We start from the raw sequence: 18,586 nt of genomic DNA, 5'->3' as shown, positions 1-18,586 counted from the left end.
TGCATAGGGTTTTCCCTAGGCAATAACGATGCGTGTATTCCATTCGCGACACTTGTTGGACAGGTCTGGCGACAGCTCTTTATCGGTAAAGAACGTATCGACGTCGCGCAGCGAGGCGATGCGGGCAGGGGCCGTGCGTTGGAATTTAGAATGATCGGAGACAAGGAAAGTTGTGCGTGATTGGCGAATGATCGTCTGGCTTACGCCGACCTCTTGAATGTCGAAATCCATCAGGTCGCCGTCTTCGTCCATCGCGGAACAGCCGATCACCGCGTAATCGAACTTGAACTGCTCAATGACATTGGCGGTCAGATTGCCGACCAAGCCGCCATCGGACCTGCGCAAGACGCCGCCCGCGACGATAATTTCGCAGTCGGGGTTCGCGACAAGGATATTTGCCACGTTCATGTTGTTGGTCACCACCATCAGATTACGATGCCGCAACAGTTCGTGCGCCACAGCTTCGGTGCTGGTGCCGATGTTGATAAAGATAGATGCGTTTTCAGGGATTTCCTGCGCACATCGTTTGGCGATGGCCACCTTTGCGTCTTCGTGCAGGCTGCGCCGATCTTCGTACCCGATGTTCACCACGCCCGACGCAAGGATCGCCCCACCATGGACCCGCTCCAGCTTGCCTGCTTCGGCAAGGTCGGAAAGATCGCGGCGGATGGTTTGAACCGTAACGTCAAATCGTTCGGCCAGCCCTTCGACCGTGACCTTGCCTTCTTGTCGGGCGATTTCCAGAATTTCTGGCAACCGAAAGCCTTGCGCCATACTTGCCTCCTCCAAAGCCCCGCGATTATGTTCGTTTTTTTGCGTTCGATCAACTGCTTGGGGTGTCGGCGGCAAGAGCGGCCAAAAAACTGGGCTTCGGGGCAACATTTTGGCGGTTTGAATGTTCGCTGCGAAAATATCCGCGCGATTCGAACGCGGTATTTCCGGGAAAGAAATCATTTCGCCCGCGCAGAAAGAGGCTTAGTAAGCTGAAAACATGGAAAGAATCCATAAACGAAAAAAAACGAAAACAAATGTTGACGAAAACGGGCGGGATGTGTTTCGTTAGTGTTCATTCACGAACGTAGGTGGGGAGGCCAGCGTGTCGTCGGGGGCAACGTCAGATAAACCTGTGGATCTGTTTGTTATTGGTGGAGGCATCAATGGCTGCGGTATCGCACGTGACGCTGCTGGGCGCGGTTTGACCGTGACACTGGCCGAAATGAACGACCTTGCATCAGCAACCTCTTCGGCTTCGACCAAGCTGTTTCACGGCGGCCTGCGCTACCTTGAATATTTTGAGGTGCGGCTGGTGCGCGAGGCGCTGATTGAACGCGAAACTCTACTGCGCGCAATGCCACATATCAGTTGGCCGATGCGGTTCGTGCTGCCCTATCACAAAGACGCCCGGTTCGAGGGTGAAACCCCAACCTCGCGCGTTCTGAAATACGTCATGCCATGGATGAAGGGGCGTCGCCCCGCATGGCTGATCCGGCTGGGGCTGTTTCTTTACGACCATCTTGGTGGCCGCAAAATCCTGCCAGCGACGACAACTGTTGATCTGACGACGGATCCGGTTGGCGCACCGTTGAATGACCGGTTTGAGAAGGCGTTTGAGTATTCCGACTGCTGGATCGAAGATTCCCGGCTGGTGGTGCTGAATGCCCGCGATGCCGAAGCGCGCGGCGCGGAGATTTTGGTTCGCACAAAGGTGGCCGCAGCCGAGCGTGTCGGCAATGTCTGGAAGATAACCCTGGAGGGGCCGGATGGCCCGCGCGAGGTGTTCGCGAGGATGCTGGTGAATGCTGGCGGGCCATGGGTCGAAGATGTGATCCGCAACACAGCGCGTATCAACAGCACGGCAGGGGTGCGTTTGGTTCGGGGCAGTCATATCGTGACGAAGAAACTGTTCGATCACGACAAATGCTATTTCTTCCAAGGCGAAGACGGGCGCATCATCTTTGCGATCCCGTATGAGAATGATTTTACACTGATCGGCACCACCGACGCGGACCACGATGACCCGTCGATCAAACCCATCTGCACCGATGAAGAGGCAGATTACCTGTGCGCTTTCGCTTCGAAATACTTCGAAAAGCCGGTCACACGCGCAGATGTGGTATGGTCCTATTCTGGGGTTCGCCCGCTTTATGACGATGGCGCGTCCTCGGCCACTGCGGCCACGCGGGATTATGTTCTGAAAGTGGATCAGGCAGGCGGCGCGCCGATGCTGAACGTGTTCGGCGGCAAGATCACGACCTATCGCAAGCTTGCGGAAAGCGCGTTGGAAAAGATCGCGCCATTCTTTGATGGCACACCGGGTGACTGGACGGCGGGCGTACCGTTGCCGGGCGGTGATTTCCCGGTGGATGGCGTGGCTGATTTGGTGGCTACGCTTCAGGCACGCTTTCCTTTCGTTGATACGCCTTGGGCGCAGCGTTTGGTGAAAGCCTACGGAACAGAGGCTGCGGCCATTTTGGGTGATGCGCGCGAAGCATCCGATTTGGGCCGCGATTTCGGGGCCACCCTGACCGAACAAGAGGTCACGTGGCTGATGGAAAACGAATACGCACGGCGTGCGGAAGATGTCGTCTGGCGGCGCTCAAAGCTGGGCCTGCGGATGACGGCGGAACAGATCGCTGCGTTGGATGACTGGATGAATACCCCCGACAACGGCGCACGCCGCATGACGGCAGCCGGGTAGGGGAAAGGGAGGAAACGATGACACTGGTACTTGAAGGGGTGTCAAAGGTTGTGGCGGGGCAAACGCATATCGCGCCCACCGACCTGACCCTGCAAAAGGGCACGATGAATGTCCTGCTGGGGCCCACCACGGCGGGTAAGACATCGCTGATGCGCCTGATGGCGGGGCTGGACGTGCCGAACACGGGCCGCATCCTTTGGGATGGGCAGGACGTGACCGGCATGCGCGTGCAGGACCGCAAGGTAGCGATGGTGTATCAGCAGTTCATCAACTATCCCTCTATGTCGGTTTTCGACAATATCGCATCGCCCCTGCGGCTGATGGGCAAGTCAGCGACCGAGATTGAGGCCGCGGTAAAGAAAACCGCCGACCTGATGCAGCTTTCCCCCTTGCTTGATCGTAAGCCGCTGGAACTTTCCGGTGGTCAGCAACAGCGCTGCGCCCTTGCGCGGGCCTTGGTCAAAGATGCCGGTCTGGTGCTGTTGGACGAACCGTTGGCGAACCTAGACTATAAACTGCGCGAAGAGCTGCGGGCCGAAATTCCCAAGATCTTTGAAGAGGCGGGCTCTATCTTCGTATATGCGACCACCGAACCGGAAGAGGCGCTTTTGCTGGGCGGCAACACCGCCACCCTGTGGGAAGGGCGCGTAACGCAGTTCGGGCCAACGCCTTCGGTTTATCGTCAGCCGGTTGATGCGACCACGGCGCGGGTGTTCAGTGATCCGCCGATGAACTTCCTCCAAATCTCTAAGGCGGGGCCGCGTTTGATGTTTGGCGACGGGCAGACAGCGGTTGCCAGTGGCCAAATGGCCGAGCTTGCCGATGGCCGCTATATGGCCGGGTTCCGCCCCAACCATCTGGAGCTTGAGCGCCACGTGGCGGGCGCGATGGAATTTGAAACCAAGCTGGCGGTAACGGAAATTACCGGGTCAGAAACATTCGTGCATCTGGATCACCACGGCGAACGCTGGGTTGGTGTGGTGCATGGCGTGCGCGAATTGGAACCGGGGGCGGCGCTGACCGTCTATCTCGATCCGGCGCATGTTTACATCTTTGGCGAAGACGGCGCGCTGGTGGCACCTGCCGCCTATGCGGCTGCGGCGTAAGGGGGCGGAAAGATGGCAAAAATCACGCTTGATAATCTGGCGCATTCCTATTCCCCGAACCCGAAGGGAGAGGGTGACTTCGCGCTGAAGGAACTGAACCACGATTGGGAAGATGGTCAGGCATATGCCCTTCTGGGCGCGTCGGGCTGTGGCAAGTCCACGCTGTTGAACATCATTTCGGGCCTGTTGCACCCGTCGCAGGGGCGCATTCTGTTTAACGATGTCGATGTTACCAACGCCCCAACGGCGGAACGCAACATCGCACAGGTTTTCCAGTTTCCGGTCGTTTACGACACGATGACGGTTCACGATAACCTGGCCTTCCCGCTGCGCAATCGCGGGGCCAGCGCGGCCTATGTGGCCGAGCGGGTTCAAAAGATCGCCCACATGATCGGGATGGAGGACGTGCTGAACCGCAAGGCGCGCGGCCTGACCGCCGATGCCAAGCAAAAGATTAGCCTTGGCCGTGGCATGGTGCGCGAAGACGTGAACGCGCTGTTGTTCGATGAACCCCTGACGGTGATCGACCCACATATGAAGTGGGAGCTGCGCACGCAGCTAAAGTCGCTTCACCACGAATTTGGTCATACCATGATCTATGTGACCCACGACCAGACAGAGGCTTTGACCTTTGCTGACAAAGTGGTTGTGATGCACGACGGCCGCGTGGTTCAGATCGGCACACCCGAAGAGCTGTTTGAGACGCCCGCGCACACCTTTGTGGGTTATTTCATCGGCTCGCCCGGTATGAACGTGTTGAACGCCAAGGTGGAAGGCAGCCGTGCTTATGTGGACGGTACCGAAATCGCGCTGGGCGCGAATTATGCCCCGCTGACCGGCAAGGTGCAGATCGGCATCCGCCCCGAATTTGCACGGCTTTCCGGCAATGGCGAAGGCCTGCCTGTGAACGTGCGCCGGGTCGAAGACGTGGGCCGCCACAAGATCGTGCGCGCCGACTTCTTCGGGAACGAGATCAACATAATCGCGCCCGAAGGCGCATCCATTTCGCCAGATATGAACCGCGTCACTTTTGATGCGAAGCGGGTGAATGTTTACGCCAATGACTGGCGCGTCGAGGGGGAGGCAGCCTGATGGAAAAGACCGTAAACCATAAGGCGTGGTTCCTTGTTCTGCCGGTGCTGATCCTTGTCGCGTTTTCTGCGGTGATCCCGCTGATGACGGTGGTGAATTATTCGGTTCAGGATACGTTCGGGAACAACCAGTTCTTCTGGGCGGGCCTTGAGTGGTTCGAGGAACTGCTTGCCTCTGAACGGCTGCACAACGCGCTGGGCCGCCAGATCATGTTCTCGGCGATCATTCTGGCGATCGAGGTGCCACTAGGCATTTTCGTGGCACTGAATATGCCGAAGAAAGGGTTCTGGGCGTCGCTTTGCCTTGTGTTGATGGCGCTGCCGCTGCTGATCCCGTGGAACGTGGTTGGCACCATCTGGCAGATCTTTGGCCGGGTCGATATCGGCCTGCTGGGGTACACCTTGGATAAGCTGGGGATTTCGTACAACTACACCCAAGATGCGTTTGCCGCGTGGGCGACCGTGGTTGTCATGGATGTTTGGCACTGGACGTCGCTGGTGGCGCTGCTGGCCTATGCCGGGCTGCAGTCGATCCCCGATGCGTACTATCAGGCCGCGAAGATTGACCAAGCAAGCCGTTGGAAAGTGTTCCGCTATATCGAACTGCCGAAAATGGCTGGCGTGCTGCTGATCGCCATTCTGCTGCGGTTCATGGACAGCTTCATGATCTATACCGAACCGTTCGTTGTCACCGGCGGTGGCCCCGGCAACGCGACGACCTTCCTGTCGATCGACTTGGTGAAGATGGCGCTTGGCCAGTTTGACCTTGGTCCTGCGGCTGCGTTCTCTCTGATGTACTTCTTGGTGATCTTGTTGATTTCGTGGGTGTTCTACACCGTGATGACCAACCTCGACAAAAGGGATGGCGTGTGATGGCTGACGTATCCGTAAACAACTCTGCCCGCAGTTTCGCCCTGCCCAAGGTCAAGGGAAGCGCGATTGTGATGGGGCTGTACCTGCTGTTCCTGCTGTTGCCGATCTATTGGCTGGTGAACATGAGCCTGAAGACGAATGAGGAAATCCTCAGCACGTTTTCACTGTGGCCGCAGAACCTGACCTTCGCCAACTATGCGACGATCCTGACGGATCCAAGCTGGTACATGGGGTATGTGAATTCGCTGATCTATGTGGTGCTGAACACGGTGATTTCTATCGCTGTGGCACTGCCCGCGGCCTATGCGTTCAGCCGGTACACGTTCCTTGGCGATAAACACCTGTTCTTCTGGTTGCTGACCAACCGCATGGCGCCGCCAGCCGTTTTCGCGCTGCCGTTCTTTCAGCTTTATTCATCGGTCGGGCTGTTTGACACGCATATCGCCGTGGCTTTGGCGCATTGTCTGTTCAACGTGCCGCTGGCCGTGTGGATTTTGGAAGGCTTCATGCGCGGCGTTCCCAAAGAGATTGACGAAACCGCCTATATCGATGGCTACGGCTTTGGCCGGTTCTTCGTGAAAATCTTCATGCCGCTGATCGCTTCGGGCATCGGTGTGGCCGCGTTCTTCTGCTTTATGTTCAGCTGGGTTGAGCTGTTGCTTAGCCGCACCCTGACATCGGTAAACGCCAAGCCGATCGCCGCCACGATGACCCGCACGGTTTCAGCTTCGGGGCTGGATTGGGGCGTGTTGGCCGCCGCTGGCGTGCTGACCATCGTGCCCGGTGCTTTGGTGATCTATTTCGTCCGCAACTACATCGCCAAGGGCTTTGCCCTGGGCCGCGTATAAAGGGAGGCTTTCATGGACTGGATGGCCTGGACCACACCGACCGCAATCTTCTTTGGCGTGATCGCGTGTTTGATTGTCACCTTCACGGTGTTGGCAATCAAATTTCCGGAAACCCCGCGCGTGGGTGTTTTGCAAATCGAAACCACACGGGGTGATCGGCTTTTCATCACCTTGCTCGGCTCGGCCTTTATCAACTTGGCTTGGCTTGGTCTTGTCAGTGCGCCGCAATGGGGCGCGCTGATCGTCTGCCTGATTTACGCCGCAGCAGTATTTCGCTGGGTCTAATCCGGCACCCCGGCGCGCAAAAGGGGGATAAGCCCCCGCGCCACAATTCTACGGTTCTAACTGGGAGGAAAACCATGAACCTTAAACTGAAATCCACAACAGCGCTTGGGATGGCGCTTGCGATCGTTGCATCGCCGGTATTTGCCGGGATGGACGAGGCAAAAGCCTTCCTAGATAGCGAAATTGGGGACCTGTCGTCGCTTAGCCGCGCCGATCAGGAAGCTGAGATGCAGTGGTTCGTCGATGCCGCGCAGCCGTTTGCGGGCATGGAGATCAAGGTCGTTTCCGAAACGATCACCACGCATGAATACGAAGCCAAAGTTTTGGCCCCTGCGTTCACCGCGATCACCGGTATCAAGATCACGCACGATCTGATCGGCGAAGGTGACGTTGTTGAAAAGCTGCAGACACAGATGCAGTCGGGTGAAAACATCTATGACGGCTACATCAACGACTCTGACCTGATCGGCACCCACTGGCGCTATCAGCAGGCGCGTAACCTGACCGACTGGATGGCCGGCGAAGGTGCGGATGTAACCAACCCCGGTCTGGACGTTGCCGATTTCATCGGTACAGAGTTCACAACCGGCCCCGATGGCAAGCTTTATCAGCTGCCAGACCAGCAGTTCGCGAACCTTTACTGGTTCCGTTACGATTGGTTCACCGATCCAGCATTCAAGGCCGAGTTCAAAGAGAAGTACGGCTATGACCTTGGTGTTCCGGTCAACTGGTCCGCATACGAAGACATTGCCGAATTCTTTACCGGCAAAGAAATCGACGGCCAGACGGTCTATGGCAACATGGACTACGGTAAAAAAGACCCCTCGCTTGGTTGGCGTTTCACCGATGCGTGGATGTCCATGGCTGGCATGGGTGACGTGGGCGAACCAAACGGTCTGCCCGTTGATGAATGGGGTATTCGCGTCAACGAAAACTCCCAACCTGTTGGGTCGTGCGTAACGCGCGGTGGGGCCACGAACTCCCCTGCGGCTGTTTATGCGATTGAGAAGTACACCAAGTGGCTGAACGAATATTCGCCGCCCTCCGCACCCGGTATGGTGTTTGGCGAGGCTGGCCCGGTTCCGGCACAAGGTGCAATCGCACAGCAGATGTTCTGGTACACAGCTTTCACCGCCGACATGGTGAAAGAAGGCCTGCCAGTGATGAACGAGGACGGCACGCCGAAATGGCGTATGGCCCCGTCGCCACATGGCGCTTACTGGGAAGAAGGCATGAAAGTCGGTTATCAGGACGCTGGTTCCTGGACGCTGATGAAATCCACCCCAGTGGATAACGCCAAAGCGGCGTGGCTTTATGCGCAGTTCGTCACCTCCAAAACTGTGGACGTGAAGAAGGCGCATGTGGGTCTGACTTTCATTCGTGAATCCACCGTGAACCACGAAAGCTTCTCCGAACGCGCACCTAAACTGGGTGGTCTGGTCGAATTCTATCGTTCGCCAGCACGTGTTCAGTGGTCGCCAACCGGCACCAACGTTCCTGACTATCCAAAGCTGGCTCAGCTGTGGTGGCAGAACATCGGTGACGCATCCTCGGGCGCGAAAACCGCTCAGGAAGCTCTCGACAGCCTGTGCGCGCAGCAAGAGCGTGTGCTGGAACGTCTAGAGCGCGCCGGCGTTCAGGGTGACCTTGGTCCGAAGATGAACGAAGAGGTTAGCGCCGAAGAATGGCTGAGCAAGCCGGGTGCACCTAAGGCAAAGCTGGATAACGAAGATCCGGCACCAGTGACCGTCGATTATGACGAACTGATTGCTTCTTGGAACTAAGTTTCCTCCGGTCGGGGCTTAACGGCCCCGGCCATTTTCGTTTGTGACTTTTCCAACATTTGGGTTTTATGAACACCCGGCTATGCATTTCGTGTGGCCAGACGAACGGGGATGACAGGGGCACATGACGCATATCTTAGCCATCGATCAGGGAACGACCTCTAGCCGCGCAATTCTGTTTGATGACCAGATGGCGATCAAAGCGACCGCGCAGGAAGAATTCCCCCAGCATTTCCCACAATCCGGCTGGGTCGAACATGACCCGTCCGACCTGTGGTCAACCACCGCTGGCACCTGCCGCGAAGTGATTGAACGCGCCGGGTTGGGTGCCGCCGACATCGCGGCGATTGGCATCACCAATCAGCGCGAAACCACGCTGGTGTGGGACCGCGCCACGGGCACGCCGATCTATAACGCGATTGTGTGGCAAGATCGGCGCACCGCCGATATGTGCCACGCGCTGAAGGATGCCGGTCACGAACCGATGGTGACCGAAAAAACCGGCCTGCTGTTGGATCCCTATTTTTCGGGCACCAAGCTGAAGTGGCTTTTGGACAATGTCGAAGGGGCGCGCACCCGTGCGGAAAACGGTGAGCTTTTGTTCGGCACGGTCGATAGCTTCCTGATCTGGAAGTTGACGGGCGGCAAATCCCACGTCACGGATGCCACCAACGCCGCCCGCACGTTGCTTTACAACATCCGCGATGGCCACTGGGACGCAGAGATTTGCGCCGTGCTGGACATCCCCATGACGATGCTGCCGGAGGTAAAGGATTGCGCCGCCGATTTTGGCGTCACACGCGCCGACCTGTTTGGGCGTGAAATCCCGATTTTGGGCGTTGCGGGTGACCAACAGGCCGCCACTGTGGGGCAGGCGTGTTTCGAACCCGGCATGATGAAATCAACCTATGGCACCGGGTGCTTTGCCCTGCTGAACACGGGGGATGAGCTGGTGCGGTCAAAAAGCCGTCTGTTGGGTACGATCGCGTACCAGCTGGACGGTAAGCCCACCTATGCTTTGGAAGGGTCGATCTTTATCGCCGGTGCCGTGGTTCAATGGCTGCGCGACGGGTTAAAGATTATCCGCGAGGCAGCAGAGACACAGCCACTGGCCGAAGCCGCGGACGAGACCCAAAACGTGATCCTTGTGCCTGCGTTCACCGGCCTTGGCGCACCCTATTGGAATGCCGAATGTCGTGGCGCGGTTTACGGGTTGTCGCGAAACTCTGGCCCCGCAGAACTGGCCCGCGCGGCGCTTGAAAGCGTCGGGTTCCAAACCCGCGATCTGTTAGAGGCGATGCGCGCTGACTGGCAAGACAGCCACGACACGGGCGTTCTGCGCGTCGATGGTGGGATGAGCGCGAGCGATTGGGCGATGCAGTTCCTTTCCGACATCATCGGCGCGCCGGTGGACCGTCCTGAGGTGTTGGAAACAACCGCCCTTGGCGCAGCGTGGTTGGCAGGGATGCGGGCAGGGCTTTATCCGGATCAGGCCGGGTTTGCGGAAACCTGGGCGCTTGAACGCCGCTTTGAACCGCAGATGGCGCAAGAAAAGCGCATGCAACGTTATGATGCTTGGAAGCGGGCGGTCGCCGCAACGCTAAGCGTTTAACAGCGGCCCGGTCGGGGCGGGGGGAGTTGCCCCCCGCGGCCGTTTTTAGAAATCGATGCGAACGCCGGGCAGGTTCAGCGCGCTCATCAGATCGCGAAGTTCCTGACGCGCGGCAACGTTGGACAGGTTCAGGCCCTTCACACCAACGTCTTTCAGATCAAGCAGAGTAAGCCCGTTCGGGAAAAGCTCCCGGAAGATAACCCGTTCGCTAAAGCCCGGTGCCACACGGAAACCGATCCGCTGAGACAGTTTTTCCAGCGCGGCGCCCATCTTCTTTTTGTTGTGCATCTGCTGCGCCCCAAGGCGGTTCCGCAGCACGATCCAGTCGATCGCGGGCAGGCCAGCCTGTGCGCGCAGCTGTCGCGCGCTCCACACCATTTCGGAATAGATGGAGGGGCCAAGAATGGTGCCCTCTTTCGGGTCAACGCGGGCCAACAGGTCGAAGTCGACAAAGCTGTCGTTCAACGGCGTGATCAGCGTGTCAGCCAGCGAATGCGCAACTTGTGACAGGCGCGTATGCGACCCGGGGCAGTCGATCAGGATAAAGTCGGCGTCCTGTTCCAGCCCAGCGACCGCGGCAGACAGGCGGCGGTCATAGATGTTTTCACCGGGATCAAGCTGGTCTTGGCTGATCTCGGGCAGTTCGCGGTATTCCGGCGTCGGAAGGTTCAGCCCTTCGCGCGCACAAAATGCGCGTCTGTTATCCATATAGCGGCCAAAACTGCGTTGCCGCAGGTCCAGATCAAGGCCACCGACCTTATGCCCCATCCGTGCCAAAGCGGTGGCGACGTGCATCGACATTGTCGATTTGCCAGCCCCGCCTTTTTCGTTGCCCACGACGATGATATGCGCCACGCCGTTTCCCTTTCCCAAGAATAAATAAGCGCGCCCGTTAAGGCACGCATACACTATTTTGTGTATGGCACATTGGAAAGGAGAACAACGCCCAAGTGCCACTGTTCCTAGTGGACGGGGCGGAAGGGCCACAGTTTCCAGTGTTTTGTGGCGCTGTGCCATATTGATGATGCGGGCTAGGCGATGGCCACGGGGTGGCGGAACCTACAATCTTCGCTTTCTTCTGAAGTTGCAGGTTCGTGGGGGCGAACGCTTGGTCGGTGCGATGGGTTTGGGCACGGTGGAAAGATGGTTCGATCTGCGCCTTAGCCCCTCGGCACGAAGGGGACTGTTCTGCCATGGGGCCAAGCGGCCCCCGAACGAAAAACGCCGCACCCAAGGGCGCGGCGTTTTCCTGTTTCGAAAAGACTAAGCTTAGAAGCCCAGACCTTCGTATTTCTTTTTGAACTTCGACACGCGGCCACCGGTGTCCATCAGGCGCGAAGAGCCGCCGGTCCAAGCCGGGTGCGCGGATGGGTCGATGTCCAGTGCAAGGGTGTCACCCTCTGCGCCGTAGGTCGACTTCATCTCGATGATGGTGCCGTCTGTCAATTTCACGTTGATAACGTGGTAATCGGGGTGAATATCGTTTTTCATCGCTCGGTTCCTTACGCTTCAGCGCCGGATTTGGGCTTGTAGTTGGAAACTTCTGCGATACGTGCGGATTTACCACGACGTGCGCGCAGATAGTAAAGCTTGGCGCGACGAACGCGGCCACGGCGAATTACTTCGATGCTGTCGATGTTGGTCGAGAACAGGGGGAACACACGCTCCACACCTTCGCCGAACGAGATTTTGCGCACGGTGAACGAACCAGCAATGCCCGAACCGTTCTTACGGCTGATGCAAACGCCTTCGTAGTTCTGAACACGAGTACGGGTGCCTTCGGTCACTTTGTAACCGACGCGGATGGTGTCACCGGCTTTGAAGTCCGGGATCTTCTTGTCAAGCTGAGCAACCTGCTCTGCTTCAAGCTGTGCGATAAGGTCCATCGCCATTTCTCCTATATGCTCACGGTTTTTCCCGCGAAGTTTGATGCGTCCTCAGAGCTCTTGGTCTTCATCCGGGTCCCTACCGTGTTTTTCACAGTAAGCCCGCCAGAGATCAGGGCGACGTTCCTTTGTAAGCCTTTCGGCCATGGCCTTCCGCCAGGAGGCGATGTTCGCGTGATGCCCGGATTGAAGAATTTCCGGTATCGCGCGGCCTTCCCAAACAGCGGGCCGAGTGTACTGTGGATGTTCAAGCAGACCGTCAGAGAATGATTCTTCTTCGGTCGAGGCCTGATTCCCAAGCACGCGCGGTATAAGTCGGACTGTCGCGTCAATCAAGGCCTGTGCCGCGATCTCGCCCCCAGTCAGGACAAAATCGCCCAAAGACACCTCTTGAACGCCAAATTCTTCCAAAACACGTTCGTCCACGCCTTCGAAACGGCCACAGAGCAGGGTCATTCCATCGGCTTCGGCAAACTGATGCGCCATGGCTTGGTTGAACGGTTTCCCACGGGGGGACAGGTACACCACGGGCCACTTGGCCCTATCCTTCGGCGTGCCGATGTTGGCTTGTTTCAACGCGGCCCCAACAACGTCAGGGCGCAGCACCATGCCGGCGCCACCGCCAGCAGGCGTGTCATCGACGTTCTTGTGCTTGCCGTCGCCAAAGGGGCGCAGGTCGATGGTTTCAAGCGCCCACAGCCCTTGGTCTAACGCCCGCCCGGTCAGCGATTGCCCCAGCACGCCGGGAAAGGCCTGCGGGAACAGGGTTACGATCTTCGCCGTCCACGCGCCTTTCAGGCGGGGGCGTTCATCCATCAGGTCACGCGGCTGCAACGAAGCAGAGATCGACAGGCGGCCGTGGGATTTGGGCTTTTCACTCATCTGGGATCAACCCTTCGGGCGGGTCTGCAATGATGCGCCCGGCGGTCAGGTCAACGGTCGGCACGGCGTCATTCGTGAAGGGCAGCAGGACGGTCGCCTTCAGATTGGGGCCGTGGATTTCCAAAAGGTCAGACGCGCCGTGGTTATGAACCGCGCGCACGTGGCCAAGGCTTTTGCCGCCGGTGTCCAACACCTCAAGCCCGATCAGGTCGGTGTGATAAAACTCATCATCTGGCAGGTCGGGCAGGGCGTCGCGATTGGCAAACAGGCGGGTGCCTTTCATCGCGTCGGCCTCTTCCTTGGTGGTCAGGCCAGACAGTTTGGCAGCAAAGCCACCCTTCACCGCGCGGGTGATTTGCAGGGTATAGGTCTTTGTACCGTCTTCGGAATAAAGCGGGGCGTAATCGCCAATCGCTTCGGGATCAGCGCAAAAGCTTTTCAGGCGAACTTCGCCGCGTACCCCAAATGAACCAGAAATCGCGCCAACGCAGATACGTTCTTCCGTCATGGCGTGCCCCCTTTGCAGACCCTGTCAACGATACGCCCGCCCTGAAGATCACAGGCCTTGGCGTGTTGATCCGCTTGAAACCACATCCCGAAGCCAAAGGCCACAGCCGGGATCAACAGCTTTCGCAACAGCCATATCATGGGCAACCTCTCGGTAAGAACTTAAATCAGAACACGGTCTTAAAACACAGAAGCCGCCGGTAAGGGCGGCTTCTGATAAGTGCATAAAGCGTCAAAGCGCCGCTTATTCAGCGGACTCTTCTGCAGGTGCTTCTTCAGCAGGTGCAGCAGCAGCTTCGGCAGCTTCAGCAGCCTTGGCCGCTTTTTCTTCAGCGCGCTCTTTGGCTTTTGTGCCTGGCTCTGCTTTGTTCATGTTCTTGCGCTCTTTCTTTTCCAGAACGCCAGCAGCTTCCAGCATGCGTGCGATACGGTCGGTTGGCTGTGCGCCTTCACCCAACCAGTACTGAACACGCTCCATGTCCATTTTCACGCGCTCTTCGCTGTCTTTTGGCAGCAGTGGGTTATATGTGCCCAGCTTTTCAACATAGCGACCATCACGTGGCATACGGCTGTCAGCCGCAACGATGCGATAGAAAGGGCGTTTTTTGGAACCGCCACGGGCGAGACGAATTTTGATAGCCATTGGGTTTCTCCTTGGTAAGGCAATCAGCGGCAGAGCCGCCTATTTTTGGTGTTGTTTGTGATGTTGGATGACTTCCTGAATGATGAAATTCAGGAATTTCTTGGCGAATTCGGGGTCAAGGTTGGCGCGTTTTGCCAGATCCTCTAGGCGTGCGATCTGCGCGTCTTCCCGGCTTGGGTCGGACGGGGGCAGGTCATGCTCTGCTTTCAGTTTGCCCACCGCTTGGGTGTGCTTGAACCGCTCGCCCAATGTATAGACGAGGATCGCATCAAGGCGGTCGATGCTTTCACGATGCTCTTTCAGGATGTCCGCAGCGCGGGTCACGGCGTCAGTCAATCGGGCCTCCCTTGGTGGTAAAAAGCGGGTCAATGTAGGAACGGATTTCAAGCGCGATACCGTCCGACAACTGGCTGGCGCGCAATGCGTCGGGCGAGGGGTGGCGATAAACGACATCGTGGCTGTCGATCGAAACCGCCTGTTTGTCTTTCACCGCGCCCAGCCGTTCGGCCAGCTTGATCGAACTAAGGTTCTTGGGGTCCAGATACGTTACCGCACCTTCCCAGCCCTGTTCGCTATAAAAATAATCACGCGCGCGGGCCGTGGCCTCCAACGCGATGCCACGCCCTTCGACGCCGGGCCAGATCATCCACGCGATCTCACGCTCGGGCCAACCTTTTGGGAACCAGCCGCCGGCCATGCCAAGCGTTTCGTTCGTCTTACGGTCGTGGATCATCCACATGCCATAACCGTGAATCTGCCAATGGCCGATTTCCGCGGCATAAAGCATCCAGCTTTCATAGGGGTTCAACGGCCCACCGACAAAGCGAGAGCGGTAGGATGTGAACGTCGCCTCGAAATTCGGGTAATCCTCGGGCTCGGGGCCGCGCAGGATCAGGCGTTCGGTTTCCAGTGTTGGGATATTCACGGTCACGCGCGCACCTCTTTGGCAGAGGGGTGGCGGTACAGGTGATCGGTGCCCATTGCAGGGTTTTCATACGCACGTTCAAACGTGGCGCCCATCCGTTCAGCCAAGGCCACAGAACGCGCGTTGCCCGGAATGATGTTGCTGGTCACCGTGGTCCAGCCAAGGGTGGTATAGGCATGTTCACGCACGCGCAGGGCGGCCTCGTATGCGATGCCTTTGCCTTCGAACGCTTCATAGATCGCCCAGGCGATTTCGGGTTCGGGCCACCCTTCGGGGTTCCACAATCCGCAAACGCCGCAGGGCTGACCGCTGGCCGTGTCAACGACGGTCCACAGGCCATAGCCGTGCAAGGCCCAGTGCCCGATGTTGGTGGCAAAGCTGCGCCATGCCTTGTCGCGGCTAAGCGGGCCGCCAAAGCCACCGGAACGCGCATCTTCATAGAAGGACGCGAAAGGTTCGAAATCTGCGGCCTCTGGCCCACGCAGGGTCAGGCGCTCAGTTTCCAGCACAGGGAAGTTCAGTGACAGGGTCAATGTAATGCCCCCGGTGCTGGGTGGCGATAAACCAACGTTTCGGCAGGCGTTTCACCCTCGGGCAAGTCCGCCGCGTCGTCGCGCGTTGCGCCCAGCCGTTCGGCCAGCGCGATGGAGCGTTCGTTTTCTGGGTCGATATAGCTGACCAGCGTGTTTAGCCCGCGCGGACCAAACGCCCAATCCCGCACTGCGTCGGCAGCCTCAAAAGCAAAGCCTTTGCCTTCGTGTGCGGGGTAAACCATCCAGCCCAGTTCCACTTCGGGGAAGTTGGCGGGTTTGTTCACGCCCACTTGCCCGATGCATTCGCCGTTCTCGCGCAGATCAACCGCCCAGCTGCCAAAGCCCAGCAACGACCAGCTGCCCACCTCGGATGCCAGCCAGCGCCACATGTCGCTGCGCGATACCGGCCCGCCCATATACCGCGACCAGTCAGTTGCAAACATTGCGGCCATCGGTTCGAAATCATCGATCCGGTGGTGGCGCAGCTGCAAGCGCGTGGTGGTTATGGTGGGCGCGGTCGTCATTATTTCTTTTTGCCAAACCCGCTAAGGCCGGGCGGCAGGGCACCGCCGCCAAGACCGGGAAGGCCGCCGGGCATCTTGCCGCCCATCTGTTTGGCCGCGGCTTCCAGTGCTTTGGGGTCCATCTGCGATGGGTCCATACCAGCGGGCATTCCGCCTTTGCCAAGCATGCCTTTCATGGCTTGCTTCAGCATTCCGCCTTTGCCCATCTTACCCATCTTTTTCATCATGTCGGCCATCTGACGGTGCATTTTCAGCAGCTTGTTCAGATCCGAAACTTCAAGGCCTGCGCCCTTGGCAATACGCTTTTTACGTGACGCTTGGAGGAGCGCAGGGTTCGCACGCTCTTTCTTGGTCATCGACTGGATCAGCGCGATCTGGCGTTTCAGGATGGAATCGTCAAACCCGGCCTTTTCCACCTGCTTGGCCATTTTGCCCATGCCCGGCATCATGCCCATAACGCCTTCCATGCCACCCATCTTAAGCATCTGTTCCAGCTGCATCCGCAGGTCGTTCATGTTGAACTGACCCTTTTGGAACCGCTTCATCATGCGTTCGGCCTGTTCGGCCTCGATGGTTTCTTGGGCTTTTTCAACAAGCGAAACGATATCGCCCATGCCAAGGATGCGGCCCGCGATCCGTTCTGGGTGGAATTCCTCCACCGCGTCCATCTTTTCACCAAGACCGACAAAGCGGATCGGCTTGCCGGTGACTGCGCGCATCGAAAGCGCCGCACCGCCGCGCCCGTCGCCGTCCATACGGGTCAGAACGACGCCGCTGATGCCGACCTTGCCGTCGAATTCCGAAGCAACGTTCACCGCGTCCTGACCGGTTAGGCCATCAACGACCAACAGGGTTTCGCGTGGGTTGGCAACGTCGCGAACTGCCTGAACCTCGTCCATCAGCACTTCGTCGATGTGCAGACGGCCGGCGGTATCCAGCATGTAAACGTCGTAGCCGCCCATCGTTGCCTGTTGCTTGGCGCGTTTGGCGATATCCACGGGCTTTTGGCCGGGAACGATTGGCAGGGTATCGACGCCGATCTGGGCACCAAGAATCGCCAACTGCTCCATCGCGGCAGGGCGGTTAACGTCAAGCGAGGCCATCAGCACCCGCTTACCGTTCTTTTCCTTCAGGCGTTTGGCCAGCTTGGCGGTGGTTGTCGTTTTACCGGAACCTTGCAGACCAACCATCAGGATCGGGGCGGGAGGGCTGTCAATTTTCAGCGCGCCGGGGTCTTCATCGCCCGTCAGGACATGGACCAGCTCATCGTGAACGATCTTGATGACCTGCTGGCCGGGGGTGACCGATTTGGTAACGGCTTGCCCTGTCGCTTTTTCCTGAATGGCTTTGACGAAATCGCGCGCAACTGGCAGCGAAACGTCAGCCTCCAGCAGGGCGACGCGGACTTCGCGCAGGGCCGTTTTAACGTCGTCTTCCGACAGCGCGCCCTGTTTGGTCAGGCGATCAAAGACGCCAGAGAGGCGTTCGGATAGATTTTCAAACATGCCCTGGCCCTCCTAAGACCGTAAAACCGTGCCCGCCATACGTAGTGGCGAACGTCCCAAACGCCAACGGCACCAGTGGGCGCAACGCGCTGACTGGTGGCGATCCTGAAATGGTCAGGACCGGAAGGTTTGGCACACTTCCGGAAAACTTACGTGGGCGTTTAGGCGCGGATGGGCGCAGAGTCAAGCACAGCAAGGCCCGGCACCCGTTTCAGCGGGCACCGGGCAAGCAGTGGTTAGGCAGTTAGTTTCAGCCCTTCAATCGCGTCGTTCGCGGCTTTCATCGATGCTTCGGCATCAATTGCCATATGGTCCGAGGCGACGAATTGAACATCGGTGATGCCGATGAAGCCCAGCATGTGCTTGATGTACGGAGAGGCAAAGTCGATTTCCGAACCAAAACGCGTCCCGTTGGAAGCATAGGCAACGATCGCGCGCTTGCCGGTCATTGTGCCAACGGGGCCGTCTTCAGAGTAATTAAAGGTGACACCGGCGCGGCAGATCTGATCGATCCACGCTTTAAGCTGTGCAGGCACGGCAAAGTTATAAACGGGCAGGGCAATGACCAGAACGTCGGCGGCCTTAATTTCGGCGATCAAAGTGTCCGACAGTTCAGCCGTGGCGCTTTGTTCTGTTGAACGGTCTGCTTCGGGCGTGAAAACGGAACCAAGCCACGCGCCGTTGATCATCGGCGGGGTGATTTCACTTAGATCGCGTGCAACGACCGTGGCGGATGCGTCGGCCTTGGTCAGGCGTTCAATGATTTCGTCGGTCAGTTTGCGTGAAACAGATTCGCCACCTTTGATGGACGAGTCGATGCGAAGGATTGATTGGCTCATTGGGTTGCTCCTGCGGTGCAATGATTTCTCTTCCAAAATGGCGAT

The 18,586-nt window shown here is 58.0% G+C and carries 22 protein-coding genes; 8 read left to right on the top strand and 14 right to left on the bottom strand.

Features of this window, described 5'->3' with window-relative positions:
• Positions 1–15: 15 nt before the first annotated feature.
• On the bottom strand, positions 16–774 hold the full coding sequence (locus COL8621_RS14090; RefSeq protein ID WP_093967950.1) for a DeoR/GlpR family DNA-binding transcription regulator: 759 nt from the start codon (positions 772–774) through the stop codon (positions 16–18).
• 322 nt (positions 775–1,096) lie between these two features.
• Between COL8621_RS14090 and glpD the strand changes: the two genes are divergently transcribed.
• The 8 genes from glpD to glpK all read left to right on the top strand — a co-directional run bounded on the left by glpD (position 1,097) and on the right by glpK (position 10,297).
• Positions 1,097–2,698: a glycerol-3-phosphate dehydrogenase gene (gene glpD, locus COL8621_RS14080; protein ID WP_093967948.1), complete on the top strand. Its 1,602-nt coding sequence runs from the start codon at positions 1,097–1,099 to the stop codon at positions 2,696–2,698.
• A gap of 17 nt (positions 2,699–2,715) precedes the next feature.
• Positions 2,716–3,804, top strand: coding sequence for an ABC transporter ATP-binding protein (locus COL8621_RS14075; protein WP_093967947.1), 1,089 nt, complete (start codon positions 2,716–2,718; stop codon positions 3,802–3,804).
• Between the two features lie 12 nt (positions 3,805–3,816).
• Complete coding sequence (locus tag COL8621_RS14070) at positions 3,817–4,896, top strand: ABC transporter ATP-binding protein (protein ID WP_093967946.1); 1,080 nt, start codon at positions 3,817–3,819, stop codon at positions 4,894–4,896.
• Positions 4,896–5,768, top strand: a complete 873-nt coding sequence (locus COL8621_RS14065; RefSeq protein WP_093967945.1) for a carbohydrate ABC transporter permease — start codon at positions 4,896–4,898, stop codon at positions 5,766–5,768. The genes COL8621_RS14070 and COL8621_RS14065 overlap by 1 nt, the downstream gene beginning before the upstream one ends.
• Positions 5,768–6,616: a carbohydrate ABC transporter permease gene (locus COL8621_RS14060; RefSeq protein ID WP_093967944.1), complete on the top strand. Its 849-nt coding sequence runs from the start codon at positions 5,768–5,770 to the stop codon at positions 6,614–6,616. The genes COL8621_RS14065 and COL8621_RS14060 overlap by 1 nt, the downstream gene beginning before the upstream one ends.
• A 12-nt stretch (positions 6,617–6,628) precedes the next feature.
• Complete coding sequence (locus COL8621_RS14055; protein WP_093967943.1) at positions 6,629–6,901, top strand: DUF2160 domain-containing protein; 273 nt, start codon at positions 6,629–6,631, stop codon at positions 6,899–6,901.
• A gap of 74 nt (positions 6,902–6,975) precedes the next feature.
• A complete protein-coding gene (locus COL8621_RS14050) occupies positions 6,976–8,685 on the top strand; it encodes an ABC transporter substrate-binding protein (RefSeq protein WP_093967942.1) in 1,710 nt (569 codons plus the stop codon).
• A 124-nt stretch (positions 8,686–8,809) separates the two neighbouring features.
• A complete protein-coding gene (gene glpK / locus COL8621_RS14045) occupies positions 8,810–10,297 on the top strand; it encodes a glycerol kinase GlpK (protein ID WP_093967941.1) in 1,488 nt (495 codons plus the stop codon).
• 45 nt (positions 10,298–10,342) lie between these two features.
• On the opposite strand, the gene COL8621_RS14040 is transcribed toward glpK, so the two are convergent.
• The 13 genes from COL8621_RS14040 to COL8621_RS13980 form a co-directional block, all read right to left on the bottom strand.
• Positions 10,343–11,152, bottom strand: a complete 810-nt coding sequence (locus tag COL8621_RS14040; protein ID WP_093968602.1) for a division plane positioning ATPase MipZ — start codon at positions 11,150–11,152, stop codon at positions 10,343–10,345.
• Between the two features lie 414 nt (positions 11,153–11,566).
• Positions 11,567–11,788, bottom strand: a complete 222-nt coding sequence (gene rpmE, locus COL8621_RS14030) for a 50S ribosomal protein L31 (protein WP_093967939.1) — start codon at positions 11,786–11,788, stop codon at positions 11,567–11,569.
• Between the two features lie 11 nt (positions 11,789–11,799).
• Complete coding sequence (gene rplS / locus COL8621_RS14025) at positions 11,800–12,183, bottom strand: 50S ribosomal protein L19 (RefSeq protein ID WP_093967938.1); 384 nt, start codon at positions 12,181–12,183, stop codon at positions 11,800–11,802.
• A 51-nt stretch (positions 12,184–12,234) separates the two neighbouring features.
• Positions 12,235–13,065, bottom strand: coding sequence for a tRNA (guanosine(37)-N1)-methyltransferase TrmD (gene trmD, locus COL8621_RS14020; RefSeq protein ID WP_093967937.1), 831 nt, complete (start codon positions 13,063–13,065; stop codon positions 12,235–12,237).
• The gene (gene rimM / locus COL8621_RS14015; RefSeq protein WP_093967936.1) at positions 13,058–13,573 is read right to left on the bottom strand and encodes a ribosome maturation factor RimM; all 516 of its coding nucleotides are present in this window, start codon (positions 13,571–13,573) and stop codon (positions 13,058–13,060) included. Before rimM ends, trmD begins: the two co-directional genes overlap by 8 nt.
• A complete protein-coding gene (locus tag COL8621_RS19205; RefSeq protein ID WP_176438503.1) occupies positions 13,570–13,713 on the bottom strand; it encodes a hypothetical protein in 144 nt (47 codons plus the stop codon). Before COL8621_RS19205 ends, rimM begins: the two co-directional genes overlap by 4 nt.
• Positions 13,714–13,816: 103 nt before the next feature.
• Positions 13,817–14,215 carry a 30S ribosomal protein S16 gene (gene rpsP / locus COL8621_RS14010; RefSeq protein ID WP_093967935.1) on the bottom strand — a complete coding sequence of 133 codons (399 nt, stop codon included), beginning with the start codon at positions 14,213–14,215 and terminating at the stop codon, positions 13,817–13,819.
• Between the two features lie 39 nt (positions 14,216–14,254).
• Positions 14,255–14,551, bottom strand: a complete 297-nt coding sequence (locus COL8621_RS14005; RefSeq protein WP_093967934.1) for a chorismate mutase — start codon at positions 14,549–14,551, stop codon at positions 14,255–14,257.
• Entirely contained in the window at positions 14,544–15,146 is a 603-nt protein-coding gene (locus tag COL8621_RS14000; RefSeq protein WP_093967933.1) for a GNAT family N-acetyltransferase, read from the bottom strand. The genes COL8621_RS14005 and COL8621_RS14000 overlap by 8 nt, the downstream gene beginning before the upstream one ends.
• Positions 15,143–15,673, bottom strand: coding sequence for a GNAT family N-acetyltransferase (locus COL8621_RS13995; protein WP_235823876.1), 531 nt, complete (start codon positions 15,671–15,673; stop codon positions 15,143–15,145). The genes COL8621_RS14000 and COL8621_RS13995 overlap by 4 nt, the downstream gene beginning before the upstream one ends.
• Entirely contained in the window at positions 15,670–16,197 is a 528-nt protein-coding gene (locus tag COL8621_RS13990) for a GNAT family N-acetyltransferase (protein ID WP_093967932.1), read from the bottom strand. Before COL8621_RS13990 ends, COL8621_RS13995 begins: the two co-directional genes overlap by 4 nt.
• Positions 16,197–17,702 carry a signal recognition particle protein gene (gene ffh / locus COL8621_RS13985; RefSeq protein ID WP_093967931.1) on the bottom strand — a complete coding sequence of 502 codons (1,506 nt, stop codon included), beginning with the start codon at positions 17,700–17,702 and terminating at the stop codon, positions 16,197–16,199. The genes COL8621_RS13990 and ffh overlap by 1 nt, the downstream gene beginning before the upstream one ends.
• Before the next feature lie 236 nt (positions 17,703–17,938).
• Positions 17,939–18,541 carry an FMN-dependent NADH-azoreductase gene (locus COL8621_RS13980; protein WP_093968600.1) on the bottom strand — a complete coding sequence of 201 codons (603 nt, stop codon included), beginning with the start codon at positions 18,539–18,541 and terminating at the stop codon, positions 17,939–17,941.
• Positions 18,542–18,586: the final 45 nt, after the last annotated feature.

Origin of the sequence: Actibacterium lipolyticum, from assembly GCF_900184935.1 — a bacterium.
Lineage (GTDB): Bacteria > Pseudomonadota > Alphaproteobacteria > Rhodobacterales > Rhodobacteraceae > Actibacterium_A > Actibacterium_A lipolyticum.
This window is presented reverse-complemented; position numbering and strand designations above follow the sequence as displayed.